A 25,095-nucleotide genomic window follows, 5' to 3' on the forward strand; every position below is an offset into this window, starting at 1 on the left:
GGGGTAATGGATTATGGCTCGTCGTCGCCAACCTGAAGAACACGTCAATCACGAACGCTGGCTGGTGTCCTACGCGGATTTCATTACCTTGCTGTTCGCGTTCTTCGTGGTCATGTACTCGATCTCTTCGATCAACGAAGGCAAGTACAAAGTCATCTCGCAAGCGTTGATCGGGGTCTTCACCGACGCCGATCGCTCGCTCAAGCCGATCCCGGTCGGCGAAGAGCGACCGATGACCGTGACCCCTGCCAAGCCGTTGGTGAAAGACAGCGAACAGGTCGATGCCGGTGTTGCCGGTTCCAGTGACCCGCTCAAAAGCATCGCCGATGACATCAGCGCCGCGTTCGGTGACCTGATCAGCTCCAACCAGATGACCGTGCGCGGTAACGAGTTGTGGGTCGAGATCGAGCTCAATTCCAGCCTGTTGTTTGGCAGTGGCGATGCCATGCCCAGCGACAACGCGTTCAACATCATCGACAAGGTGGCCGGGATTCTGAAGCCGTTCGATAACCCGATTCACGTCGAAGGCTTTACCGATGATCAACCGATCCGCACCGCGCAGTACCCCACTAACTGGGAACTGTCCTCGGCCCGTTCGGCGAGCATTGTGCGCATTCTGGCGATGCAGGGCGTGAACCCGAGCCGAATGGCCTCCGTGGGTTATGGCGAGTTTCAGCCCGTGGCCAATAACGCCACCGCCGAAGGCCGCGCACGCAACCGTCGTGTGGTGCTGGTGGTTTCACGCAATCTCGATGTTCGTCGCAGCCTCACCGGCACCGGAACCGCTCATGCGCAACCGGACGCCGCGTTGAAGCGTGCTGGCACACAAACTGCACCGTCAGCGGTCAAGTCGCCGGTACGAGAGAGCGCCGTCAATTCTCCGTCACCCGCATTAAAACGTTGAGCTATTTCTCGGCTGACCTCGTCGGCCGGGAGGAAACATTCAAATGAGAGTCTGGGCCGTTGCCAATCAAAAGGGTGGTGTTGGTAAAACCACTTCCTCTATCGCTTTAGCCGGTTTACTGGCCGAGGCGGGCAAGCGCGTGGTTGTGGTCGACCTCGACCCGCACGGCTCCATGACCAGCTACTTCGGCTACGACCCCGACACCCTGGAACACAGCAGCTACGACTTGTTCCTGCACAAGGGCAGCGTGCCGCAAGGCTTGCCCGGTCAGTTGCTGTTGCCCACCAGCCACGAAAGCATTTCCCTGTTGCCCTCCAGCACCGCACTGGCCACGCTTGAGCGTCAGTCGCCGGGGCAGAGTGGTTTGGGCCTGGTGATCGCCAAGAGCCTGGCGCAGTTGTGGCAGGACTTCGATTACGCGGTGATCGACAGCCCGCCGTTGCTCGGCGTGCTGATGGTCAATGCCTTGGCGGCGAGCCAGCAGTTGGTGATCCCGGTGCAGACCGAACACCTGGCCGTCAAAGGCCTGGAACGCATGGTCAACACCCTGGCGATGATCAACCGTTCACGCAAACAGGCGCTGCCGTTCACCATCATCCCGACCTTGTTCGACCGCCGCACCCAGGCGTCCCTCGGGACCCTGCGCGTGCTGCGCGACCTGTACCCGGAAGAAATCTGGCAAGGCTACATCCCGGTCGACACGCGTCTGCGTGACGCCAGTCGGGCCGGGCTCACGCCTTCGCAGTTCGACGGCAAGAGCCGCGGCGTTCTGGCCTACCGCGCGCTGCTCAAGCATTTGCTGGCGCTGCAATCCGTTGCGCAGGTGGCGTGAGATGAACCTTCCTTGCGTGGTGCTTAAATGAATCGGCCGGTGAAAATCACCTCTCGCCCGCAACTGGCGCTCCAGAGCTATCTGGACAGCTTGCTGCAGGACGCGACCGAGGAGCTGGCGCCCGTCATCGAAGCGACCGCCGAAGTGATCGAGCCTGAAAGCACCCTCGATGAGTTTCAGTTGGCGGTGCTCGAAGAACAGGCGCGCGATGCACGCCCGGTGACGGTGGTTGCAGCACCGGTGATTGCCCCCGTGGTTGAACCGGCAGTGAAAGCACCAGCGCCAGCACCAGCACCAGCACCTGTCATGGAAGCGCCGGCACCGATCCTCACACCGCTATCGACCCTCTTACCGCTGCTGCAAACGCTGGTGCCGCCAGTCGTCGAAGTTCATCTCCCACCGAGCAACACGCCGCCTCCGGTAGAAACCGACGGGCGTCCATCGTGGGCCGCCGAGCCCTTCGAATGCCTGCTGTTCGACGTTGCCGGCCTGACGCTGGCGGTGCCGCTGGTGTGCCTCGGTTCGATTTATTCGTTGGCCGGTCACGAGCTGACGCCGCTGTTCGGTCAGCCGGAATGGTTCCTCGGGATTCTCCCAAGCCAGGCCGGCAACCTGAAAGTCCTCGATACCGCGCGTTGGGTCATGCCCGACCGCTACCGCGATGACTTCCGCCAGGGCCTGCAATACGTTATTTCGGTTCAGGGCTATGAGTGGGGGCTGGCGGTGCATCAAGTCAGCCGCTCGTTGCGCCTGGACCCCAACGAAATCAAATGGCGCAGCCACCGCGGTCAACGACCGTGGCTGGCGGGCACCGTGATTGAACACATGTGTGCCTTGCTCGACGTTTCCGCACTGGCCGAGTTGATCGCCAGTGGCGGGGCAAAGCACATGAGCAGCATCAAGAAACCGGCTCACTAACCGACATAAAAACACGCAACGGCAGTTATTGCCGGCGCACAGAACACACACCGCCAGGGCGGTTTTTCGAGGGGTCAGGGTATGAATGATAAGGCGACGGCTGCAAAGGGTTCCGAAGATCCGATCCTGCAATGGGTAACCTTCAAGCTGGACAACGAAACCTACGGCATCAACGTGATGCGCGTTCAGGAAGTCCTGCGCTACACCGAAATCGCCCCGGTCCCGGGTGCCCCGTCCTACGTGCTGGGCATCATCAACCTGCGCGGTAACGTAGTCACCGTGATCGACACCCGTCAGCGCTTCGGCCTGATGAATGCCGAGATCAGCGACAATACCCGTATCGTCATCATCGAAGCTGACAAGCAGGTTGTCGGGATCATGGTCGACAGCGTGGCCGAAGTGGTTTACCTGCGTCAGTCGGAAATCGAAACCGCGCCAAACGTCGGTAACGAAGAATCCGCCAAGTTCATTCAAGGCGTGTGCAACAAGAACAACGAACTGCTGATCCTGGTCGAGCTGGACAAGATGATGAGCGAAGAAGAATGGTCGGACCTGGAGAACATCTGATTGATTCTTGAGGTAGCGGTCATTGTCCTGTTCCTTTTCTGGGCAGGCACGCTGGCGATGTTTCTGGCGTACATACGCGGTCAACGATTGATCGCCGCGCAACAGGCTCAGGGCGATGCGCTGCGGGATCAGCGCATCAAGGACCTGGCCAAACTTGTGGACGACTACCAGCGTGGCAACGTGCGCATGGGTGAAGACCTGCACGAGCTGCGCGCGGTGGTCGGCCCGCTGCCGGACAAACTGGCGCAACTGGAACAGCGCGACCCGTCGAGCCTGTCGTTTGCCCAGGCGGCGCGACTGGTCGGGATGGGAGCGACGGTTGATGAACTGACTCAGTCTTGCGGGTTGACCCAGGCTGAGGCGGAGTTGATGCGCAAGCTTCACAAGAACTGATTTTTGCAACTCGGCTGACATTGCTTTCGCGAGCAGGCTAGCTCCCACAGGGGCTCAGTGTTGAACACAAAATGTGTGAACACCGCCCAACCCTGTGGGAGCGAGCCTGCTCGCGATGGCGTCCTTGACGCCTCAGTAATCATCCCCGCGTTCAGTAATGTCCTTCTCCAGCATGACCGCATCGGGATCATGCCCCGCCGGAAACTTGCCCTTCAGATTCCACGCGAACGCAATAATCTCGGCAATCGTGCGGTACAACTCCTCCGGAATACTCTCGCCCAACTCCATCCGCGCCAGCAGCTTCACCAGCTCGGCGTTTTCGTAGATCGGCACTTCGTAGTCGCGGGCGATCCGCAGAATCTTTTCCGCCAGCGCTTCGTCACCCTTTGCGGTGAGCGTCGGGGCGTGGCTGCCGTCGTACTTGAGGGCGATGGCCTGGCGTGGGGCGTTGGGGTTGCTCATGCGGTTTCGTCGACCCAGCGTTGTTCCAGACGGGTTTGCGGGCCTTGTGGCGGTTTGCCTAGGTGGCAATCCAGATCGCCAACGTTCAGGCCTGACGCCAGCAGGCGTTCGCGCAGCCCGGCCAGGTTGCTTTCGATCAGGCTCGCGGTGTACGGACGCTCGGCCCAGAGCTGGCTGGACAGGCTGCCCTTGATCAGCTGCGCCTGAATCTGCAACGGGCCGAGCGGCTCCATGTCGAACGCCAGGTCGACGCGCCACAGTTGTTGCTTGGGCTCACGTTCGTCGCGACGTTCATGCGGTTGTTCTTTCTCGGGGGCTTCTTCGCGCTGGAACTTGACCTGCAACGGCACGATGTCCTGCAGGTTGCGCATCGGGATTTCCAGCTGCCAGGTGCTGACCAGCCGCCCATCGTCGGTCAGACCGGTTTGCTCCAGGCTCGACAGTTGATGGCTTTGCAGGCGCGAAACCGCCGCCGCTGCCAAACGCAGCAAGTGCTCCAGATCACCTTCACCGTCCTGGCTTTGCAGCAGGCGCTCGGGCAGCGGGAAACTGGTCGGCAGCGGTTTGGCACTGACCTGGCCGAGCATGCCGAGGGCGCTGCGCACAAAACTCGGCATCGCCTGCACCAATGTGTTGGCGGCGATCAGTGCATTGAGGTTGGTGTTGGCTGGCAGCCCCGGCGTCAATTGCGCGATCAGCTTGAGCAAATCGCCCTTCAGGTCCGGAGCCAGCGTCGGGTTCTGTCCGGTCAGCAGTTTCGCTTCGAGGAACAGGCCACTGTTGGCCAGTGCTTGAGCAAGACCCTTGGGTGTACTCAGTTGCTGAACATCTGGCAAACCGGCGAGGAGTTTTTCCACGGCCACGCGCAGGTCGCCAGAGGTCTGGTCCGAGGAAGCCGATGACGACGGCGCTGGCAACGGCAGGTTTTGCAGGACCTTGATCAAGCCATCCAGCGAACCCTGGCGGCTTTGCTGGCTGACCAATTGCTGGGTCACCGCCAATTGTTCCTGGCGGCTGCTCAGCGGGACGAATTTCAGCGTCTGGGTGTCTTGCACCATGGCGCTCAACAAGGTGCCGATGCGCAGCGGCGTCGGGCTGTCGATGCTCAGGGTGCTACCGCTCAACACCGTGTTCAACAAGCTCACCATCGAGCGAAACACCGTCGGTTGCCCCGGCACCTGCGGCAGCACCTGCGAAGTCAGCACTTTGCCTTGCAGCAAGGTGCCGACCGGCAGCTGCGCCGTGTCGATGCGGGTGAGGGTGGCGATGCTGGAAGCGATGGCTTGTTGCACGGTGATGGCCAGATTGCTCGCCGACGGCTGCGTGATCGCCAGGCTGGTGCCTTGGGGCAGCGGTTGCGTGCTGGTGGCCTGCACCGTGGTCTGGCGACCGCTGTCGAGGGTGACTTTGAGCAGCAGTTGAAAAGTCTGATCCGTCTGCTTGAGCGACAGTACTTCAGCCTTGGCGGTCTGCCCGACGTCGATCAGGCCCTCCATTGGCTTCAGCAACTGCAGCAGATCGCCACTCACCACCAGCGGCCGCGAAGTCGCAGGCGTGGTCTGGGGTAGCGGGAGGATGTTCATTTCGCCTGTCATACGCGGTCACAACCTGAGGAAAATGCACTCTTTAGAGTAGGGCATGGCATGTATAATGCCGCCCGTCTTTCGGGGAGTGGCGAAAACATTGCAATTGTTTGACGCAGCTCTCTAGAACAGACCGCCAATGCATCTATGCTGCATCTCTTTAGCGGCCGCTTCGCCGCCGACTTGAACCGCAAAAGGCCCGTGATCCCTTGACCAGCCCAGTCCTGCAAACCGTTGCCCTCGCTTGTGAGCGAGACCTTCGGCTGCTCTTCGAAAATCTCGATTTGAGACTGGCCAGTGGCGAAATGTTGCAAATCAGCGGCCCCAACGGCAGTGGCAAGACCAGCCTGTTGCGCCTGCTGTGTGGCTTGATGCAGCCGACCGCCGGTCAGGTGCTGCTCAATGGCCAGCCGCTCAATGAACAACGTCTTGAGCTGGCGCGCAACCTGCTGTGGATCGGGCATGCCGCCGGCATCAAGGAATTGCTGACCCCTGAGGAAAATCTCAGCTGGCTTTGCGCCCTGCATCATCCGGCGTCCCATGAGGCCATCTGGCAAGCACTGGCGGCTGTCGGACTGCGCGGTTTCGAGGATGTTCCCTGCCACACCCTGTCTGCTGGCCAGCATCGTCGCGTGGCGTTGGCGCGGTTGTACCTGGACAGCCCGCCGCTGTGGATTCTCGATGAACCGTTCACCGCGCTCGATAAACAAGGCGTGGCGCAACTCGAAGAACACCTGGCCGCGCACTGCGAGCGGGGCGGCATGGTCGTTTTGACCACGCACCACACGCTCAGCCGGATGCCGGCTGGCTATCGCGACATTGATCTGGGGAACTGGGCCGTATGAGTGTTTTCGGCCTGTTGGTCGCCCGTGAGGCCCGTTTGTTGTTCCGCCGTCCTGCGGAACTGGCTAACCCGCTGGTGTTTTTCGCCATCGTGGTGGCGCTGTTCCCGCTGGCGGTTGGCCCCGAGGCTCAATTGTTGCAAACCTTGTCTCCGGGACTGGTCTGGGTGGCGGCGCTTTTATCGGTTCTGCTCTCGCTGGACGGGCTTTTCCGCAGTGATTTCGAAGACGGCTCGCTTGAACAGTGGGTCCTTTCGTCGCACCCCCTGCCTCTTCTGGTTTTGGCCAAGGTACTGGCACACTGGGCCTTCTCGGGCCTGGCACTGGTTTTGCTCGCTCCACTGCTGGCGTTGATGCTCGGTTTACCTGCCGCTTGTCTGCCGGTGTTGCTGCTTTCCTTATTGCTGGGTACACCGGTGCTGAGCCTGCTCGGTGCGGTGGGCGCAGCCCTGACGGTTGGATTGAAGCGCGGTGGCCTGTTGCTGGCACTGCTGATTCTGCCGCTGTACATCCCGGTGTTGATTCTCGGCAGTGGCGCCTTGCAGGCAGCCTTGCAGGGAATGCCGGCGACCGGTTATCTCTTGTGGCTTGGTAGCCTGACCGCCCTGGCGATAACCCTGACACCTTTTGCAATAGCTGCTGGCCTGAAGATCAGCGTCGGCGAATAATGAGGTCTGGTTAAAATTTAACCAGTAAAGACCCAGCCCTTCACAGCGAAGGGCAACCGTGATGGAAACAGTATGAACTGGACGTGGTTTCACAAGCTCGGCTCGCCCAAATGGTTTTACGGCATCAGCGGCAAACTGCTGCCCTGGCTGAGCGTCGCGGCGTTGCTGCTGATCGGCATCGGTGTCGTTTGGGGCCTGGCCTTCGCGCCGCCCGACTACCAGCAAGGCAACAGCTTTCGCATCATCTATATCCACGTTCCGGCCGCCATGCTGGCGCAGTCCTGCTATGTGATGCTGGCTGTGTGCGGCATCGTCGGGCTGGTCTGGAAAATGAAACTGGCCGATGTCGCCCTGCAATGCGCGGCGCCCATCGGGGCCTGGATGACTGCGGTGGCGCTGGTCACTGGCGCGATCTGGGGCAAACCGACCTGGGGCTCGTGGTGGGTGTGGGATGCGCGACTTACGTCCATGCTGATTCTGCTGTTTCTGTACTTCGGTCTCATTGCGCTGGGCAACGCCATCAGCAATCGTGACAGCGCCGCCAAGGCGTGTGCGGTGTTGGCGATTGTGGGCGTGATCAACATCCCGATCATCAAATACTCGGTGGAGTGGTGGAACACCCTGCACCAGGGCGCGACCTTCACCCTCACTGAAAAACCAGCGATGCCGGCCGAGATGTGGCTGCCATTGCTGCTGACGGTGCTGGGTTTCTACTGTTTCTTCGGCGCGGTCCTGTTGCTGCGCATGCGCCTTGAAGTGCTCAAGCGCGAAGCGCGGGCCAGTTGGGTCAAGGCCGAAGTACAGAACAGTCTGGAGGCAGCTCGATGAGTTTTGCTTCATTCGGCGACTTCCTCGCCATGGGCCATCACGCCCTGTATGTCTGGTCCGCCTATGGCATCTGCCTGGCGGTGCTGGCCCTCAACGTGGCGGCGCCGATCCTGGCCCGCAAGCGGTATCTGCAACAAGAGGCGCGTCGTCTGCGCCGGGAGAACGGCAAGTGAATCCGCTGCGCAAAAAGCGTCTTATCATCATTCTCGCGATCCTGGTGGGTGTCGGCGCTGCCGTCGGCCTGGCCTTGAGCGCCCTGCAGCAGAACATCAATCTGTTTTACACCCCGACCCAGATCGCCAACGGCGAAGCGCCGCAAGACACGCGCATCCGCGCGGGCGGCATGGTCGAGAAAGGTTCGCTGCAACGTTCCGGCGATTCGCTGGACGTCAAATTCGTCGTCACTGACTTCAACAAATCCGTGACCATCACCTATCGCGGCATTCTTCCGGACTTGTTCCGTGAAGGGCAGGGAATTGTCGCCTTGGGCAAAATCAACGCCGACGGCGTGGTGGTGGCCGACGAAGTGCTGGCCAAGCACGACGAGAAATACATGCCGCCGGAAGTGACCAAGGCCCTGAAAGACAGCGGCCAGTCGGCGCCCACACAAGCCAAAGAGGGTTAATTGATGACGTCCGCTCTCTATAATTCAGGGCTGTTTATCCCCGAGCTTGGCCACCTGGCCATGATCCTGGCGCTGTGTTTTGCGCTGGTTCAGGCCGTGGTGCCGTTGCTCGGTGCCTGGCGCGGTGACCGCCTGTGGATGAGCCTCGCGCAGCCAGCCGCCTGGGGGCAGTTCACCTTCCTGGTGTTCGCTTTTGGTTGCCTGACCTATGCGTTCATGACTGACGACTTCTCGGTCGGCTACGTCGCCAGCAACTCCAACAGCGCCTTGCCGTGGTACTACAAGTTCAGCGCCGTGTGGGGCGCGCACGAAGGGTCATTGCTGTTGTGGGCGTTGATCCTCGGCGGCTGGACCTTCGCAGTGTCGGTGTTCTCCCGGCAGTTGCCGCAGGTCATGCTGGCCCGTGTGCTGGCGGTGATGGGCATGATCAGCACCGGTTTCCTGCTGTTCCTGATCCTCACGTCCAACCCGTTCAAGCGCATCCTGCCGCAGGTGCCCAGCGATGGCGCCGACCTCAATCCACTGCTGCAAGACATCGGCCTGATCGTTCACCCGCCGATGCTGTACATGGGTTATGTCGGTTTCTCCGTGGCCTTTGCCTTCGCCATCGCGGCGCTGATGGGCGGTCGCCTTGATGCGGCGTGGGCGCGCTGGTCGCGTCCTTGGACCATCGTCGCCTGGGCCTTCCTCGGTATCGGCATCACCCTCGGTTCGTGGTGGGCTTACTACGAACTCGGCTGGGGCGGCTGGTGGTTCTGGGACCCGGTGGAAAATGCTTCCTTCATGCCTTGGCTGGTCGGTACGGCACTGATTCACTCGTTGGCCGTCACGGAAAAACGTGGCGTGTTCAAGAGCTGGACCGTGTTGCTGGCCATCGCCGCGTTCTCGCTGAGCTTGCTCGGTACGTTCCTCGTGCGTTCCGGCGTGCTGACCTCGGTTCACGCGTTTGCGTCCGACCCTGAGCGCGGTGTGTTCATCCTGATTTTCCTGCTGTTTGTGGTCGGCGGTTCGCTGACGCTGTTCGCCCTGCGCGCACCGGTGGTCAAGAGCCAGGTCGGCTTCAACCTCTGGTCCCGGGAAACCCTGCTGCTGGGGAACAACCTGGTGCTGGTGGTGGCGGCTTCGATGATCCTGCTCGGCACCTTGTACCCGCTGATTCTCGATGCGATGACCGGCGCCAAACTGTCCGTCGGCCCGCCGTACTTCAACGCGCTGTTCATTCCATTGATGGCGTTGCTGATGGTGGTGATGGCGGTCGGGATGCTGGTGCGCTGGAAAGACACCCCGGTCAAATGGCTGATGAGCATGCTGACCCCGGTATTGCTCGGCAGCGCTGCGCTGGCGGTTGTGGCCGGCGTCGCTTACGGCGATTTCAACTGGGCGGTGATCGCAACCTTCATGCTCGCGGCGTGGGTATTGCTCGCCGGTGTCCGGGATATCCTCGACAAGACTCGCCACAAAGGCCTGATCAAAGGCTTGCCGACCCTGACCCGCAGTTATTGGGGCATGCAGATCGCTCACCTCGGTATTGCCGTGTGTGCACTTGGCGTCGTGTTGTCGAGCCAGAACAGTGCCGAGCGCGACTTGCGCCTGGCGCCGGGCGAGTCGATGGACCTGGCCGGTTATCACTTCATATTCGAAGGCGCCAAGCACTTTGAAGGCCCGAACTTCACCTCCGACAAGGGCACCGTCCGGGTGATCCGCGACGGCAAGGAAGTCAGCGTGCTGCACCCGGAAAAACGCTTGTACACCGTGCAGAACTCGGTGATGACCGAAGCCGGGATCGACGCCGGTTTCACCCGTGACCTCTATGTTGCCCTCGGCGAACCGCTGGGCGATGGCGCTTGGGCCGTGCGCGTTCACGTCAAACCGTTCGTGCGCTGGATCTGGTTCGGTGGCTTGCTGACTGGCTTCGGCGGGTTGCTGGCGGCGCTGGATCGGCGTTATCGGGTCAAGGTGAAAAGCCGGGTGCGTGAAGCTCTGGGCATGACGGGAGCCACTGCATGAGACGTTGGTTGATGCTGTTGCCACTGATTATTTTTCTGGTGGTGGCTGTTTTCCTGTATCGCGGGTTGTACCTCGACCCGGCCGAGTTGCCTTCGGCGATGATCAACAAGCCGTTCCCGGAATTTTCCCTGCCAAGCGTGCAGGGCGACAAGACCCTGACCAAGGCTGACATTGTCGGTAAACCGGCACTGGTCAACGTCTGGGGCACCTGGTGCATTTCCTGCCGGGTCGAACACCCGGTATTGAACAAACTGGCCCAGCAGGGCGTGGTGATTTACGGTATCAACTACAAGGACGTCAACGCCGACGCCTTGAAGTGGCTGGTGGAATTCCACAACCCGTATCAACTGGACATTCGTGACGACGCCGGCACCTTGGGCCTGAACCTCGGTGTGTACGGCGCGCCGGAAACCTTTTTCGTCGACGCCAAGGGCATCATCCGCGACAAGTTCGTCGGCGTGATCGACGAGCAGGTCTGGCGCGAAAAACTGGCCGCCAAGTATCAGGCACTGGTCGATGAGGCGAAGCCATGAAGCGCTGGATAGCGGCAGTGGTACTGGGCTTGAGCATGGCCAGCGTGGCGCACGCCGCCATCGATACCTACGAGTTCGCCAAAGAAGGTGATCGCGAGCGTTTTCGCGAGCTGACCAAGGAACTGCGTTGCCCCAAGTGCCAGAATCAGGACATCGCCGATTCCAACGCACCGATTGCCGCCGACCTGCGCAAAGAGATTTTCCGCATGCTCGGCGAGGGCAAGGACAACCAGCAGATCATCGACTTCATGGTCGACCGCTACGGTGACTTCGTCCGTTACAAACCGGCTCTCAACGCCAAGACTGCACTGCTCTGGTTCGGCCCGGCCGGCCTGTTGCTGGGCGGTTTCGTGATCATCGCCGTGATCGTCCGCCGTCGTCGCGTGCAACGCGCCGACACCCCGGACGCGCTTTCTGCCGAGGAGCGTGAGCGCCTCGACCACCTGTTGGATAAAAACCAAGAATGATTGATTTCTGGCTCGCTGCAGGTCTGCTACTTCTGGTTGCCCTGAGTTTTCTGTTGATCCCGGTTTTGCGCGGTCGTCGCGCTCAACTTGAAGAGGATCGTACCGCCCTGAACGTCGCGCTGTACCAAGAGCGCGTGGCTGAGTTGCAGACTCAGCAGGAAGAGGGCGTGCTCGACGCCGGGCAAATGAACGCCGGCCGTGCCGAAGCGGCCCGTGAGCTGCTCGCCGATACCGAAGGCGTTGCGGCGCCTCGCGTGGGTCGCCTGGGCAAGCCGTTGCCATTGCTGGCGGCGGTGCTGGTCCCGGTACTCGGCCTGGGGTTGTACCTGCATTTCGGCGCCAGCGACAAAGTCGAACTGACCCGCGAATTTGCCCAGGCGCCGCAGTCGATGGAAGAGATGACCCGTCGCCTGGAACGCGCCGTCGCTGCTCAGCCGGAGTCCGCTGAGGGCCTGTATTTCCTCGGTCGCACCTACATGGCCCAGGACCGTCCTGGCGATGCAGCGAAGATCTTCGAACGCACGGTGAATGTGGCCGGTCGTCAACCAGAACTGCTCGGCCAATGGGCTCAGGCTCAATACTTTGCCGATGGCAAGAAGTGGTCGGAGAAGATTCAGGCACTGACTGATGAAGCGCTGAAAGCCGATCCGAAAGAAGTCACCAGCCTTGGCCTGCTGGGTATCGCGGCTTTCGAGGCCCAGCGTTACCAGGACGCCATCGACTACTGGAATCGCCTGCTGGCGCAGTTGCCGCCCGAGGACAGCTCCCGCGCCGCCCTGCAAGGCGGTATCACCCGGGCCACCGAGAAGCTCGAAGCCAGCGGCGGCAAGGTTGCCCAAGCACCTGCAGCGAAGGCGGCAGCAGTGCTGAGAGTCACCGTAGACCTGGCGCCGGCGCTTAAAGCCAAGGTCCAGCCGGGTGACAGCGTCTTCATCTTCGCCCGCGCCACCGCAGGCCCACCCGCACCGTTGGCGGCCAAACGCCTGACCGTGGCTGACTTGCCGGTGACCGTCGAACTGGGTGATGCCGACGCAATGATGCCGCAGTTGAAACTGTCGAACTTCCCTGAAGTCCAACTGGTTGCGCGCGTCTCCCGTGCCGGCCAGCCGACTGCCGGTGAATGGGTCGGTCGCAGCCAGCCTCTGGCCAGCAGCACCACCGCGACGCAGACACTGACCATCGACAGCCCGGACAAATAACAGGAAGCACCGCCATGACCGCTATTGCTCGTATCACCCTGCTCAGTCTGGTTTTGGGGTTGAGTGCATGTGCGGTCCAGCGGCCAGAGCCGACGACACCGCCACCGATCCCGCCGTCGCAGCCGAGGCCTACACCGTCCACGACACCCTCGCCGGGCAAACCGGGCATCCCCGCCAAGCCGGCCAAACCGATGCCGCGCACCTCCGCCAGCTTCGCACCGCCGCCGGGTGGCAACAGCCATTGGGATGCCAAGTTGGGCGTCTATGTGCTGGACGATCAGACCAACACCTTCTACCGCCAGCGCACCTACTACCGCTGGAACAACGGCTGGAGCCGCTCGATCAGCCCCGATGGGCCGTGGGAAGACACGGATATCCACGGCGTGCCGGGCGGGTTGGGACGGCAATTCGGGCAGTAAGCTAAGGCGACCTTCGGGTCGCCTTTTTTGTGCCCGCTGAAAACTCTCAATTCACCCCAAACCCCCCGTGGGAGCGAGCCTGCTCGCGAATGCGGTGTGACACTCAACAGATCAGTTGACTGATCTACCGCTTTCGCGAGCAGGCTCGCTCCCACAGGGGGTCGGTGTTTTTCAGCACTCAACCTTTCACAAAACCTTCATCAAATGGCCCACCCAGCGACATGTGCAAGTCATAGGGCTGACACAGCCCGCGCCTAAAGTCGGTTGAACTTCAAAACGGCCATGGACGGCTGTTCAACCAGACAGAGAAGCCCATGAACGCAGCTATCCATGTCGATCATCTGAACAAGACCTTTGCGCGCAAGACCGCACTGGTCGACCTCGAACTCACCATTGCCACCGGTGAGATGGTCGCGCTGATTGGCGCTTCCGGCTCCGGCAAGTCCACCTTGTTGCGGCACCTCGCGGGCCTGGCCTGTTGCGATCGCAGCAATGGCGGCAGCGTCAAAGTGCTGGGGCGGGAAGTGCAGGCGTCCGGACGGCTGAATGGCAAGGTGCGTCGCTTGCGTGCCGACATCGGCTACATCTTCCAGCAGTTCAACCTGGTCAACCGCCTCAGCGTGCTCGATAACGTGCTGCTCGGTTGCCTGGGCCGGATGCCACGTTGGCGCGGCAACCTGAGCCTGTTCAATGCCCAGGAAAAGCAATTCGCCCTCGAATCCCTGGACCGCGTCGGCCTGGCCGATCTGGCGGCTCAGCGTGCCTCGACCTTGTCCGGCGGCCAACAGCAGCGCGTGGCGATTGCCCGAGCCCTGACCCAGCGTGCCGAAGTGATTCTGGCCGATGAGCCGATTGCCTCCCTCGACCCGGAGTCGGCGCGCAAGGTCATGGAAATCCTCGCGGACATCAACCGCCGCGACGGCAAAACCGTGGTGGTCACTTTGCATCAAGTGGATTACGCCACCCGTTATTGCCCGCGTGCCGTGGCCCTCAAGGCCGGACGGATTCATTTCGATGGCCTCGCCGCCGACCTGAGCAGCCAGTTCCTCAACGATTTGTACGGTGCCGACATCGACACCAGCCTGATGTTCTCCGATCAGGCCCGCCGTCCCGAACCTGCGCCCCGGCTGGTACTGGCGCGCGGTTGAACCCACTTCTTTTTCCAACGACGCACTCCAAGGAATCCATTCCATGTTGAACCGTATCGGTCGCGTTTTTGCTGGCGCCGCGCTACTCGCCAGCTGTGTGCTGGGCACCGCCCAGGCTGAAGAAAAAGCCATCAACTTCGGCATCATGTCCACCGAGTCTTCGCAGAACCTCAAGAGCATCTGGCAACCGTTTCTGGATGACATGCAGAAGAAGACCGGCCTGAAAATCAACGCCACGTTTGCTTCTGACTATGCCGGCCTGATTCAGGGCATGCGCTTCAACAAGGTCGACGTGGCCTGGCTGGGCAACAAGGCCGCCATCGAAGCCGTGGACCGTTCCAACGGCGAAATCTTCGCCCAGACCGCAGCTGCCAGCGGCGCCGCCGGCTACTGGAGCGTGTTGATCGTGCGCAAGGACAGCCCGATCAACTCGGTCGACGACATGCTTAAAAACGCGAAAAACCTGACCTTCGGCAACGGCGACCCTAACTCCACTTCTGGCTATCTGGTGCCGGGCTACTACGTGTTCGCCAAGAACAACGTCGATGCCGCCACCGCGTTCAAACGCACCCTCAACTCCAGCCATGAGGTCAACGCCTTGAGCGTGGCCAAGGGGCAACTGGATGTCGCGACCTTCAACACTGAAAGCTGGGATCGCCTGGCCGTCACCCAACCGGACAAGGCTGCGCTGCTCAAAGTGATCTGGAAGTCGCCGCTGATCCCTGCCGATCCGCTGGTGTGGAGCAAGGCCTTGAGCGACAGCGAGAAAACCAAGATCCGCGATTTCATCTTCAGCTACGGCGACACCGAGTCCGAGAAAGCCGTGCTCGCCGGGATGCAGCTGGGCAAGTTCCTGAAGTCCAGCGACGATCAGTTGCTGCCGATCCGTCAGCTCGAACTGTTCAAGCAGCGCACCACGGTCAATGCCGACACCAAGCTTGAAGCGGCGGACAAGGCCAAGCGCCTGGCTGAGATCGATGCGGAATTGGCCAAGCTGCAAGAGCGCCTGACCTTGCTCGAAAAAACCAACACCGAGAAGAGCGCAGCCAACGCCGGTTGATTCCAATGTGGGAGCGAGCCTGCTCGCGAATGCGGACTGACATTCACCGTCGATGGCGACTGATCCACCGCTTTCGCGAGCCGGCTCGCTCCCACAGGTTTTGCACCAGGCATCACTTTTTAAGAGAACCCTCATGACCACTCTTCACGCAGAAGCTGTCGGCAAGCGCACCTGGCCGCAGTACCTCGGTTGGGGCCTGTTCCTGATCATGCTGGCCTGGGCCTGGCATGGCGCCGAGATGAACCCGATGGCGCTGTACCGCGACTCGGGAAACATGGCGACCTTCGCCGCGGATTTCTTCCCGCCGGACTTCCACGAATGGCGCGCGTACCTCAAGGAAATGATCGTCACCGTACAAATCGCCCTCTGGGGCACGGTGCTGGCGATTGTCTGCTCGGTGCCGCTGGGCATTCTCTGTTCCGAAAACATCACGCCGTGGTGGATTCACCAACCACTGCGTCGGGTCATGGACGCCTTCCGTTCGATCAACGAAATGGTCTTCGCCATGTTGTTCGTCGTGGCGGTCGGGCTGGGGCCGTTTGCCGGTGTCCTGGCGCTGTGGATCAGCACCACCGGGGTACTCGCCAAGCTGTTCGCCGAAGCCGTGGAAGCGATTGATCCGGGCCCGGTCGAAGGGGTTCGCGCCACCGGAGCCAGTGCCTTGCAAGAGGTGATCTACGGGGTGATTCCGCAAGTGATGCCGCTGTGGGTGTCCTACGCGCTGTATCGCTTCGAAGCCAACGTGCGCTCCGCGACAGTCGTGGGAATGGTCGGCGCTGGCGGCATTGGGGTGATTCTCTGGGAGAACATCCGCGCCTTTCAGTTTGTTCAGACCTGCGCGGTCTTGCTGGTGATCATCGTCGTCGTGAGCCTGATCGACATCCTGTCGCAACGCCTGCGCAAGCAGTTCATCTGAATTTCGGAGGGGTGCCCCTGGGCGCTTTTTTTTAAGCATGCAGTTGTCTAGACAAGATGAGCCGGTGTACCGCGAGTTGGCCGACATCCTGCGCCGTGAACTGGCGGATTATTCGGCCGGGGACTTTCTGCCGGCCGAGGTCCAGCTGGCGGAACGTTTCGGCGTCAACCGCCATACCTTGCGCCGCGCCATCGATGAGCTGGTGTTCGAAGGCAGCCTGTTGCGCCGCCAGGGCAAAGGCACGCAAGTGCTGGAGCGGCCGCTGATTTATCCGATGGCCGCCGACAGCGCTTACAGCCAGTCGTTGTCCGCACAAGGGCATGGCGTTGAGGCGGTTTTGCTCAAGCGCCGCTACTGCTTCGCCAGCCGTGAAGAAGCGCAGCACCTGGGCATCGCCGAGATGGCGCCGATGATCGAATTGCAGACCCTGCGCAAGCTCGATCACCAGCCGGTCAGCCTGATCCGTCATCGCTACTGCGCCAGTCACGCGCCGTTGCTGGCGGACTACACCGGCGGTTCATTGCGCCAATACCTCAGCGAACGCGACATGCCGCTGACCCGCACCTTGAGCCTGATTGGCGCCCGTTTGCCCAGCCGCGACGAAGCCGCGCTGCTGATGATGCCCCGGCATTTGCCGGCGCTGAGTGTGTTCACCCTTTCCCGCGACCGCGACGGCCACCCGGTGGAGCTGGCCCAGTCCACCAGCCGTTCGGATCGCTTCCAGTACCAGGTCGTCACCTGATGGAGAACTCAATGGATAACCCAGTTCCTCACACCGAACGGCAACACTGGATCGGCGTGCTGGCCCGCGCCCGACGCAGTGAATTGCAGCCCCATGAAGCGGCGCTGCGCGACGTCGAATACCAACTGATCCGCGCGCCGGAAATCGGCATGACCCTGGTGCGCGGGCGCATGGGCGGCAACGGTGCGCCGTTCAACGTCGGCGAAATGAGCGTGACCCGCTGCGTGGTGCGCCTGGCCGACGGTCGTACCGGTTTCAGCTACCTGGCGGGGCGCGACAAGGTCCACGCCGAATTGGCGGCGCTGGCCGACGCGCATTTGCAGGGCGTGCAACAGCGTCACTGGCTGGCGGAAATGATCACGCCGTTGGCGGCGGCCCAGGCCGAACGTCGGGCGCAGAAAGCGGCCGAAACCGCCGCCACCAAAGTCGAATTCTTCACCCTCGTGCGAGGAGAAAACTGATGAGCGCACAGCTGTTGCAACCGGCCTTCACCGACCCGGTGCTGGATGCCCAGCGCGGTTTTCGCGCGGCGCTCAAGGCGCTGGCCGGCCCCGGATTGATCCAGACATTGCACGACATTCCAGGCATCGAAGGGCTGGCGCCGGCCACCTACGCGTTGTGCCTGGCGCTGTTGGATGTCGACACGCCGTTGTGGCTGGCGCCGTCCTTCGACACACCGCTGATCCGCGCCAACCTGGCATTCCATTGCGGTTGCCCGCTGACCGCAGATCGGCAGAACGCACGGTTTGCCTTGCTCGCCGACGCCGACGTGCTCGACCTCAGTGGCTTCGACAGTGGCAATGATCGCTACCCGGATCAGTCCTGCACCTTGCTGGTTCAACTGCCATTGCTCGACGGCGGGGAAGGACTGGCCTGGCGCGGACCGGGGATCGAGACCGAGCACCTGGTCAGCCTGCCGCTGCCCGCCCGCGTCTGGCGCGAGCGCGAGCAACGCAACGAATTCCCCCGTGGGCTGGATCTGTTTTTCGCCGCCGGCCATGACCTTATCGGCCTGCCGCGCAGCACGCGGGTCGCCCACGCAGCACAGGAGCGTGCCTGATGTACGTAGCCGTCAAGGGTGGCGAACAGGCCATCGACAATGCCCATCGTCTGCTGGCGAAAAAACGCCGGGGCGATACCTCGGTCACGGAACTGAGCGTCGAGCAAATCCGCCAGCAACTGCCGCTGGCCGTGGCGCGGGTGATGAGCGAGGGCTCGCTGTACGACGAAGAACTCGCCGCACTGGCGATCAAGCAAGCGGCGGGCGACCTGGTGGAGGCGATCTTTCTGCTGCGCGCCTACCGCACCACGTTGCCGCGTTTCAGCCCGAGCCTGCCGATCGATACGGCCGACATGCAGCTCAGCCGGCGCCTGTCCGCGACCTTCAAGGATGTGCCGGGCGGGCAATTGCTGGGCCCGACCTTCGATTACACCCATCGCTTGCTGGACTTTGCCTTGCTCGCCGAGGGCGAGTATCCGGGGCCGCAGCTCACGCCAAAAGCCAGCCTCGAACCGTGCCCGCGAGTACTCGGTTTGCTGGCCAAGGAAGGCTTGATCAAGAGCGAGTCCGACAACAACGACAGCGTCGCCGACATCACCCGCGACCCGCTGGAACTGCCGGCCAGCCGCGCCGAACGCTTGCAGGCACTGGCCCGTGGCGATGAAGGTTTTCTGTTGGCGCTGGGCTATTCCACGCAACGCGGTTATGGCCGCAACCACCCGTTTGCCGGGGAAATTCGCATCGGTGACGTGGAAGTCTGGATCGATCCCGAAGAGCTGGGTTTCCCGATCAATCTGGGCAGCATCGAAGTCACCGAGTGCGAGATGGTCAACCAGTTTGTCGGCTCGGCCACCGAGCTGGCGCAGTTCACGCGCGGCTACGGTCTGGCCTTCGGACATGCCGAGCGCAAGGCCATGGGCATGGCGCTGGTCGACCGCGCACTGCGCGCTGGCGAGTTCAACGAAGAGATTGTGTCACCGGCGCAGCAAGAGGAATTCGTGCTGATGCATTGCGACAACGTCGAGGCCGCCGGTTTCGTGTCGCACCTCAAATTACCTCACTACGTGGACTTCCAGGCCGAACTGGAACTGATCCGCAAACTGCGCAAGCCGGCCGAGGGCCACAGCCATGAATGATCTGAGCAACGCCATCAAGGACAGGGCGCAAACTCGCGACGCGGCATACAACTTCGCCTACCTCGACGAACAGACCAAACGCATGATCCGCCGCGCCTTGCTCAAGGCTGTGGCGGTCCCCGGTTATCAGGTGCCGTTCGGTGGCCGCGAGATGCCGCTGCCTTACGGCTGGGGCACCGGCGGCATGCAATTGACCGCCGCGATTCTCGGTGCCGATGACGTGCTCAAAGTCATCGACCAAGGCGCGGACGACACCACCAACGCCGTGTCGATCCGCCGCTTCTTCGCCCGCACCGCTGGCGTCGCGACGACTGAAAGCACGCCGGATGCGACGGTGATCCAGACTCGTCACCGCATCCCGGAAACCCCGCTGCACGCCGATCAGATCATGGTCTACCAGGTACCGATTCCGGAGCCGCTGCGCTTTATCGAACCGTCGGAAACCGAGACCCGGACCATGCACGCCCTCAATGATTACGGGGTCATGCACGTCAAGCTGTACGAGGACATCGCCACCTTCGGGCACATCGCCACCGCTTACGCCTACCCCGTGATGGTGGATGAACGCTACGTGATGGACCCGTCGCCGATCCCCAAATTCGACAACCCGAAACTCGACATGAGCCCGGCGCTGATGCTGTTCGGTGCCGGCCGGGAAAAGCGCCTGTACGCGGTGCCGCCATTCACCAAAGTCACCAGCCTCGACTTCGAGGATCACCCCTTTGAAGCGCAGAAGTGGGAGGCGTGCTGCGCCATTTGCGGCAGCGCTGACTCTTTCCTCGATGAGTTGATTCTCGACGACGCCGGCACCCAGAGCTTCGTCTGTTCCGACACCTATTACTGCGCCCAGCGCGTCAGCCAGCAGGAGCAGGACCAATGAACCAGGCACTGAAAAATGATCTGTCGGTGACCACGGCCGAGCCGCTGTTGCAGGTGCGTAATCTGTCGCTGCTGTATGGGCCGGAAAAGGGCTGCCAGGACGTCAGCTTCGACCTGTATCCCGGTGAAGTGCTGGGGATTGTCGGCGAGTCTGGCTCGGGTAAATCGACTTTGCTGTCGCTGCTCAGCGGACGCTTGCCACCGCAGCGCGGCAGCATCGGTTACCGCGACAAACAGGGCCAATGGCTGGACCTGTACAGCGCCAGCGAAGCCGAGCGCCGGACCTTGCTGCGCACCGAATGGGGCTTCGTCGAACAGAACCCGCGCGACGGCTTGCGCATGGGCGTGTCGGCCGGCGCCAACATCGGCGAACGCCTGATGGCCCAAGGCGTGCGCAATTACCAGCAATTGCGCGGGGCAGGCATCGACTGGCTGAGCCAGGTGGAAATCGACCCACAGCGCATCGACGACTTACCGCGAACATTCTCGGGCGGCATGCAACAGCGGCTGCAAATTGCTCGCAACCTGGTGTCGAGCCCGCGCCTCGTTTTCATGGACGAGCCGACTGGCGGCCTCGATGTGTCGGTGCAAGCGCGCTTGCTCGATTTGCTCCGTGGCCTGGTGCGTGAACTGGACCTGGCGGTGGTGATCGTCACTCACGACCTGGCGGTGGCCCGTTTGCTGGCCGATCGACTGATGGTGATGCGCCGCTCGCGGGTGGTGGAAACCGGGCTGACCGATCAGGTTCTCGACGATCCGCAGCACCCTTATTCGCAACTGCTGGTGTCTTCGGTGTTGCAGCCGTGAAGCCCCGTTCAACTGTGGAAACCGAGCGATGAATACCTTGATCGAGGTCCGTGACCTCTCGAAAACCTTCACCCTGCATCAGCAACACGGCGTGGTCCTGAACGTGCTGCACGGGGTCGATTTCAGCGTGGCGGCGGGGGAGTGCCTGGTGCTGCACGGTCAGTCCGGCGCCGGCAAAAGTACCTTGCTGCGCACCGTGTACGGCAACTACCTGCCGGCCGGCGGCAGCATTCGCGTGCAGCACGACGGCCAGTGGCTGGAGCTGGTGGGCGCCGAACCGCGCGACATTCTGCAGGTGCGTCAGCGCACCCTGGGTTATGTCAGTCAGTTCTTGCGGGTGATTCCGCGTGTGGCCTGCCTGGATGTGGTGATGGAGCCGGCCCTGGCCCGTGGCTGGTCGAAAGAACGGGCGCAGACGCGGGCCGAATTGCTGCTCAGCCGCCTGAACATTCCGCAGCGTCTGTGGCAATTGGCACCCGGCACGTTCTCGGGTGGCGAGCAGCAACGGGTCAACATCGCACGCGGCTTCATGGTGGCGTGGCCGGTGATGTTGCTCGACGAACCGACCGCGTCCCTCGACGAGATCAATCGCCAGGTGGTGCTGGAGCTGATGAACGAAGCGAAAACCGCCGGTGCCGCACTGATTGGCATCTTCCACGACCGCACCGCCCGCGAGGCGGTTGCCGACCGCCATCTCGATATGACTCCCGCCGCTGTGAACCAAGAGGAATACGCCGATGCCCGTTGAACAGATCCTCAGCAATGCCCGACTGGTCACCGCTGACCGCGTGTTCCTTGGCAGCGTGCTGTTGCGCGACGGCTTGATCGCCGACGTCAGCGAAGGCCTGAGCCGGTTGCCTCACGCCCAGGACCTCAACGGTGATTTCCTGTTGCCGGGGCTGGTGGAATTGCACACCGACAACCTCGAACGCCACATGACCCCGCGTCCCGGCGTGGACTGGCCGTCGATTTCGGCGGTGCTCAGCCACGACGCGCAGATCATCGCGGCCGGCATCACCACGGTGTTCGATGCTGTTTCCATCGGTGACGTAAACCCCAAGGGCAATCGCATGCAGAAATTGCCGGCGATGCTGGAAGCGATCTCCAGTGCCTCCGACGCCGGGCTGACCCGCGCCGAACACCGTCTGCACCTGCGTTGCGAGTTGTGCCACCCGGATACCCTGAGCGTGTTCCGCGACCTGGTGGAACACCCACTGGTGCAACTGGTGTCGGTGATGGACCACTCGCCGGGTCAGCGTCAATTTGTGCTGGAGTCCAAATACCGTGAGTACTACATGGGCAAGTACCACCTGACCACGGCGCAGATGGATGAATTCATCACCTTGCAGGTGGCCAACTCCCGGCAGTACAGCGACCGCTATCGTGCGGCGATTGTCGAGCATTGCCTGGCGCGCGGCCTGTCGGTGGCCAGCCATGACGACGCGACGCTCGCGCATGTCGAAGAGTCGGCGCGCTACGGCATGACCATCGCCGAATTCCCGACCACCGTTGAGGCGGCGCGCGGCAGCCAGCAGCAAGGCATGAAAGTGCTGATGGGCGCACCGAACATCGTGCGCGGCGGTTCGCACTCGGGTAACGTCGCCGCCGCCGACCTGGCTGCCGAAGGGTTGCTGGATATCCTTTCCAGCGATTACTACCCGGCCAGCCTGCTGCAAGCGGCGTTTGCGCTGGCCGCCCAGGACAACGCGTGTGATCTGGCCCACGCCGTGCGCATGGTCAGCCTGGCCCCGGCCCGGGCGGCGGGTTTGAATGATCGCGGCGAAATCGCCGTCGGACTGCGCGCGGACCTGGTGCAAGCCAGAAGCCGCGACGGGCTGCCGGTGGTGCAACAAGTGTGGCGCGAAGCGAAGAGGGTGTTTTGATGGCCGGCAGGTTGATCTATCTCATCGGACCTTCAGGTTCGGGCAAGGACAGCCTGCTGGATGCCGCACGCACACCGTTGGCTGAACGTGGCTGTCGCATCGTACGGCGGGTCATTACGCGCTCGGCGGAAGCGGTGGGCGAGGCGGCGCACGGCGTCAGCGTCGAACAGTTCGCCGAGCTGGAGGCTCAGGGTGCGTTTGCCCTGAGCTGGCACGCCAATGGTTTGTCCTATGGCATTCCTCGGGAGATTGACGACTGGCTGGCGGCGGGGCAGGACGTGTTGGTCAATGGTTCACGCGCGCATCTGCCGCCAACCCGGCAGCGATATCCAGACGCGTTGGTGCTGTTGTTGACCGTCGATCAAACCGTATTGCGCCAGCGACTGCTGGCGCGGGGGCGTGAATCGGTGACCGAGATCGATCAGCGACTGGCGCGCAATGCGCGTTTCAGTGAACGCCTGCTGACCGATCACGGTCCGGCAGTGCACCTGCTGGATAACTCTGGGGCGCTGGAGCGCACGGTCGAACGCCTGCTGGCCTGCATCGACGAGCATTGCGTATGCGCCTGACATTACTGGGCACCGGTGACGCGCGGCAGGTGCCGGTCTACGGCTGCGAATGCGTGGCCTGCATTAATGCCCGCAACGATGAACGACTCAGGCGTCGACCGTGCAGCGCGCTGATCGAATGCGGTGATCAGCGCTGGCTGATCGACAGCGGCTTGCCCGACCTGACCGAACGCTTCCCGCCTCGCAGCTTCAACGGCATTTTCCAGACCCACTACCACGCCGATCACGCCCAAGGCCTGCTGCATTTACGCTGGGGCCAGGGACTGGTGATCCCGGTGCACGGCCCAGTGGACCCGGAAGGCTTGGCCGACCTCTACAAACACCCCGGCATCCTCGATTTCAGCCAACCGTTCAACCCGTTTGAAACCCGCCAGTTTGGCGGTCTCAGCGTCACGGCGTTACCGCTGCAGCACTCCAAGCCGACCCTCGGTTATGTGCTGGAAGGCGAGGGGCGAAGGATCGCCTACCTGACCGACACCGTGGGCTTGCCCCCGGCGACAGCTGAATGGCTGCAACGAGCACCGCTGGACCTGCTGGTCCTCGACTGCTCAATGCCGCCACAACCTCAGGCGCCACGTAACCACAATGACCTGACGCTGGCGTTGCGCTGTATTGAAGACTTGCAACCGGTGTCTGCGGTGTTGACGCATGTCGGGCATACGCTGGATGCGTGGTTGCTGGAGCATGGGGGGGAGTTGCCGCCCAGGGTTACGGTGGCTTTTGATGGTTGCGTGTTGTAGGGCAGAAGGCATTTGTGGTTTGTGTCAGTTCTCTTTTGTCAGTAACCCCTCCACATACTCCAAAAACGCCCGAGCCTTCGCGCTGGCCATTCTTCCGGTGGGAAATACCGCCCACAAATCCTGTTTCGGCAGGGTCCAATCCGTCATCACTGCCCTGACGGCACCACTGGCCAGTTCCGGGGCAAACATCCATTCGGAGGCCATGGTCAGCCCGAGATTGGCGAGGACCGCTTCGCGCAATCCTTCGGCGGCACTGACGCGAATGCGGCCGTTGATGATCACGGACTGTTCTTCGCTCCCGTTGCGAAATTGCCAGTTGGCGCCGCCGCCCAAGGCGTAGACCACAGCCTGGTGTTTGCACAGGTCAGCCGGGCAGGTGGGTTCGCCGTGTTTGTCGAAATAGGCCGGCGTGCCGAGTACTACACGTCGGCACTCGGCGATCTTGCGGGCGGTGAGGCCGGAGTCGCTCAGGGCGCCCATGCGCAGGGCGATGTCGACGCCTTCTTCGACCAGATTGAGGTTGCGGTCGTCGAGCAGCAGGTCGATGTTCAGGTCCGGGTTCTGATCGAGGAACGGCCCGAGGTGCGGCACGATATGGATTCGGCCGAAGGTCACGGCGGCGCAGATGCGCAGGTTGCCGGTGAGCCCGCTGGCGGCACCGCGCGCGGCATTGTCGGCCTCGTCGGATTCTTCGATGGCACGCTTGGCGCGTTCGAAAAACGCCAGGCCGGCCTCGGTGGGCGTCAGGCCTCGGGTCGAGCGCAACAGCAGTCGCACGGCCAGGCGTGATTCGAGTTGCGCAATGGCTTTCGACACGGCGGGCTGGCCGATATTCAGGCGCCGGGCGGCAGCGGAAAACGAGCCGGTTTCCACGACGTAGACGAAGGTTTCCATTGCGGCGAGGCGATCCATTCGAAGCCCTTGTGCAGTCTGATGCCTTTAGGAAATCCCCTGTGGGATTGTTGTGT

Annotated in this window: 31 protein-coding genes; 28 read left to right on the top strand and 3 right to left on the bottom strand. The window is 62.0% G+C overall.

Going from position 1 to position 25,095, the window contains the following annotated elements; all coding sequences use genetic code 11:
• The first annotated feature begins 13 nt into the window (after positions 1-13).
• The 5 genes from motD (at position 14) to ACWKV5_RS07460 (ending at position 3,614) form a co-directional block, all read left to right on the top strand.
• Entirely contained in the window at positions 14-904 is an 891-nt protein-coding gene (motD, locus tag ACWKV5_RS07440; RefSeq protein WP_483840767.1) for a flagellar motor protein MotD, read from the top strand.
• 43 nt (positions 905-947) lie between these two features.
• The gene (locus ACWKV5_RS07445) at positions 948-1,736 is read left to right on the top strand and encodes a ParA family protein (protein WP_483840768.1); all 789 of its coding nucleotides are present in this window, start codon (positions 948-950) and stop codon (positions 1,734-1,736) included.
• 27 nt (positions 1,737-1,763) lie between these two features.
• Entirely contained in the window at positions 1,764-2,654 is an 891-nt protein-coding gene (locus ACWKV5_RS07450; protein WP_483840769.1) for a CheW domain-containing protein, read from the top strand.
• A gap of 81 nt (positions 2,655-2,735) precedes the next feature.
• Complete coding sequence (locus ACWKV5_RS07455) at positions 2,736-3,221, top strand: chemotaxis protein CheW (RefSeq protein ID WP_007946765.1); 486 nt, start codon at positions 2,736-2,738, stop codon at positions 3,219-3,221.
• A complete protein-coding gene (locus ACWKV5_RS07460; protein WP_483840770.1) occupies positions 3,222-3,614 on the top strand; it encodes a DUF2802 domain-containing protein in 393 nt (130 codons plus the stop codon).
• A gap of 132 nt (positions 3,615-3,746) precedes the next feature.
• Here ACWKV5_RS07460 and ACWKV5_RS07465 read toward each other — a convergent pair whose 3' ends face one another.
• On the bottom strand, positions 3,747-4,076 hold the full coding sequence (locus ACWKV5_RS07465) for an EscU/YscU/HrcU family type III secretion system export apparatus switch protein (protein ID WP_483840771.1): 330 nt from the start codon (positions 4,074-4,076) through the stop codon (positions 3,747-3,749).
• Positions 4,073-5,671: a flagellar hook-length control protein FliK gene (fliK, locus tag ACWKV5_RS07470; RefSeq protein ID WP_483840772.1), complete on the bottom strand. Its 1,599-nt coding sequence runs from the start codon at positions 5,669-5,671 to the stop codon at positions 4,073-4,075. Before fliK ends, ACWKV5_RS07465 begins: the two co-directional genes overlap by 4 nt.
• Positions 5,672-5,868: 197 nt before the next feature.
• Between fliK and ccmA the strand changes: the two genes are divergently transcribed.
• From ccmA to phnP, 23 genes are all read left to right on the top strand, one after another.
• Positions 5,869-6,504: a cytochrome c biogenesis heme-transporting ATPase CcmA gene (ccmA, locus tag ACWKV5_RS07475; RefSeq protein WP_483840773.1), complete on the top strand. Its 636-nt coding sequence runs from the start codon at positions 5,869-5,871 to the stop codon at positions 6,502-6,504.
• On the top strand, positions 6,501-7,169 hold the full coding sequence (ccmB, locus tag ACWKV5_RS07480; RefSeq protein WP_007946758.1) for a heme exporter protein CcmB: 669 nt from the start codon (positions 6,501-6,503) through the stop codon (positions 7,167-7,169). The genes ccmA and ccmB overlap by 4 nt, the downstream gene beginning before the upstream one ends.
• A 72-nt stretch (positions 7,170-7,241) precedes the next feature.
• On the top strand, positions 7,242-7,997 hold the full coding sequence (locus ACWKV5_RS07485) for a heme ABC transporter permease (protein WP_483840774.1): 756 nt from the start codon (positions 7,242-7,244) through the stop codon (positions 7,995-7,997).
• Positions 7,994-8,170 (top strand): heme exporter protein CcmD, encoded by a 177-nt coding sequence (gene ccmD / locus ACWKV5_RS07490; protein WP_008145547.1) that lies wholly within the window; start codon positions 7,994-7,996, stop codon positions 8,168-8,170. Before ACWKV5_RS07485 ends, ccmD begins: the two co-directional genes overlap by 4 nt.
• Complete coding sequence (ccmE, locus tag ACWKV5_RS07495; protein WP_027922384.1) at positions 8,167-8,622, top strand: cytochrome c maturation protein CcmE; 456 nt, start codon at positions 8,167-8,169, stop codon at positions 8,620-8,622. Before ccmD ends, ccmE begins: the two co-directional genes overlap by 4 nt.
• 3 nt (positions 8,623-8,625) lie before the next feature.
• Positions 8,626-10,629 (top strand): heme lyase CcmF/NrfE family subunit, encoded by a 2,004-nt coding sequence (locus tag ACWKV5_RS07500; RefSeq protein ID WP_483840775.1) that lies wholly within the window; start codon positions 8,626-8,628, stop codon positions 10,627-10,629.
• On the top strand, positions 10,626-11,162 hold the full coding sequence (locus tag ACWKV5_RS07505) for a DsbE family thiol:disulfide interchange protein (protein WP_483840776.1): 537 nt from the start codon (positions 10,626-10,628) through the stop codon (positions 11,160-11,162). Before ACWKV5_RS07500 ends, ACWKV5_RS07505 begins: the two co-directional genes overlap by 4 nt.
• On the top strand, positions 11,159-11,629 hold the full coding sequence (locus tag ACWKV5_RS07510) for a cytochrome c-type biogenesis protein (RefSeq protein WP_483840777.1): 471 nt from the start codon (positions 11,159-11,161) through the stop codon (positions 11,627-11,629). The genes ACWKV5_RS07505 and ACWKV5_RS07510 overlap by 4 nt, the downstream gene beginning before the upstream one ends.
• Positions 11,626-12,828 carry a c-type cytochrome biogenesis protein CcmI gene (gene ccmI / locus ACWKV5_RS07515; RefSeq protein ID WP_483840778.1) on the top strand — a complete coding sequence of 401 codons (1,203 nt, stop codon included), beginning with the start codon at positions 11,626-11,628 and terminating at the stop codon, positions 12,826-12,828. The genes ACWKV5_RS07510 and ccmI overlap by 4 nt, the downstream gene beginning before the upstream one ends.
• A gap of 14 nt (positions 12,829-12,842) precedes the next feature.
• Complete coding sequence (locus tag ACWKV5_RS07520) at positions 12,843-13,247, top strand: hypothetical protein (RefSeq protein WP_483840779.1); 405 nt, start codon at positions 12,843-12,845, stop codon at positions 13,245-13,247.
• A gap of 314 nt (positions 13,248-13,561) precedes the next feature.
• Complete coding sequence (phnC, locus tag ACWKV5_RS07525) at positions 13,562-14,395, top strand: phosphonate ABC transporter ATP-binding protein (protein WP_483840780.1); 834 nt, start codon at positions 13,562-13,564, stop codon at positions 14,393-14,395.
• A 43-nt stretch (positions 14,396-14,438) separates the two neighbouring features.
• On the top strand, positions 14,439-15,455 hold the full coding sequence (gene phnD, locus ACWKV5_RS07530; protein WP_483840781.1) for a phosphonate ABC transporter substrate-binding protein: 1,017 nt from the start codon (positions 14,439-14,441) through the stop codon (positions 15,453-15,455).
• A gap of 133 nt (positions 15,456-15,588) precedes the next feature.
• Positions 15,589-16,371 (top strand): phosphonate ABC transporter, permease protein PhnE, encoded by a 783-nt coding sequence (gene phnE / locus ACWKV5_RS07535; protein ID WP_483840782.1) that lies wholly within the window; start codon positions 15,589-15,591, stop codon positions 16,369-16,371.
• A gap of 37 nt (positions 16,372-16,408) precedes the next feature.
• Positions 16,409-17,113, top strand: a complete 705-nt coding sequence (gene phnF, locus ACWKV5_RS07540; RefSeq protein ID WP_483840783.1) for a phosphonate metabolism transcriptional regulator PhnF — start codon at positions 16,409-16,411, stop codon at positions 17,111-17,113.
• A gap of 11 nt (positions 17,114-17,124) precedes the next feature.
• Positions 17,125-17,574: a phosphonate C-P lyase system protein PhnG gene (phnG, locus tag ACWKV5_RS07545; RefSeq protein WP_483840784.1), complete on the top strand. Its 450-nt coding sequence runs from the start codon at positions 17,125-17,127 to the stop codon at positions 17,572-17,574.
• On the top strand, positions 17,574-18,173 hold the full coding sequence (gene phnH, locus ACWKV5_RS07550; protein ID WP_483840785.1) for a phosphonate C-P lyase system protein PhnH: 600 nt from the start codon (positions 17,574-17,576) through the stop codon (positions 18,171-18,173). The genes phnG and phnH overlap by 1 nt, the downstream gene beginning before the upstream one ends.
• Positions 18,173-19,249, top strand: a complete 1,077-nt coding sequence (locus tag ACWKV5_RS07555; RefSeq protein WP_483840786.1) for a carbon-phosphorus lyase complex subunit — start codon at positions 18,173-18,175, stop codon at positions 19,247-19,249. The genes phnH and ACWKV5_RS07555 overlap by 1 nt, the downstream gene beginning before the upstream one ends.
• Positions 19,242-20,129, top strand: coding sequence for an alpha-D-ribose 1-methylphosphonate 5-phosphate C-P-lyase PhnJ (locus ACWKV5_RS07560; protein ID WP_483840787.1), 888 nt, complete (start codon positions 19,242-19,244; stop codon positions 20,127-20,129). Before ACWKV5_RS07555 ends, ACWKV5_RS07560 begins: the two co-directional genes overlap by 8 nt.
• A complete protein-coding gene (gene phnK, locus ACWKV5_RS07565) occupies positions 20,126-20,935 on the top strand; it encodes a phosphonate C-P lyase system protein PhnK (RefSeq protein WP_452627637.1) in 810 nt (269 codons plus the stop codon). The genes ACWKV5_RS07560 and phnK overlap by 4 nt, the downstream gene beginning before the upstream one ends.
• Positions 20,936-20,963: 28 nt before the next feature.
• Positions 20,964-21,683: a phosphonate C-P lyase system protein PhnL gene (phnL, locus tag ACWKV5_RS07570; protein WP_483840788.1), complete on the top strand. Its 720-nt coding sequence runs from the start codon at positions 20,964-20,966 to the stop codon at positions 21,681-21,683.
• The gene (locus ACWKV5_RS07575) at positions 21,673-22,818 is read left to right on the top strand and encodes an alpha-D-ribose 1-methylphosphonate 5-triphosphate diphosphatase (RefSeq protein ID WP_483840789.1); all 1,146 of its coding nucleotides are present in this window, start codon (positions 21,673-21,675) and stop codon (positions 22,816-22,818) included. The genes phnL and ACWKV5_RS07575 overlap by 11 nt, the downstream gene beginning before the upstream one ends.
• A complete protein-coding gene (phnN, locus tag ACWKV5_RS07580; RefSeq protein WP_483840790.1) occupies positions 22,818-23,387 on the top strand; it encodes a phosphonate metabolism protein/1,5-bisphosphokinase (PRPP-forming) PhnN in 570 nt (189 codons plus the stop codon). Before ACWKV5_RS07575 ends, phnN begins: the two co-directional genes overlap by 1 nt.
• Complete coding sequence (gene phnP, locus ACWKV5_RS07585; protein ID WP_483840791.1) at positions 23,378-24,127, top strand: phosphonate metabolism protein PhnP; 750 nt, start codon at positions 23,378-23,380, stop codon at positions 24,125-24,127. The genes phnN and phnP overlap by 10 nt, the downstream gene beginning before the upstream one ends.
• A gap of 24 nt (positions 24,128-24,151) precedes the next feature.
• On the opposite strand, the gene ACWKV5_RS07590 is transcribed toward phnP, so the two are convergent.
• On the bottom strand, positions 24,152-25,039 hold the full coding sequence (locus tag ACWKV5_RS07590; protein ID WP_483840792.1) for a LysR family transcriptional regulator: 888 nt from the start codon (positions 25,037-25,039) through the stop codon (positions 24,152-24,154).
• Positions 25,040-25,095 lie beyond the last annotated feature (56 nt).

The organism is Pseudomonas oplopanacis, assembly GCF_057128725.1.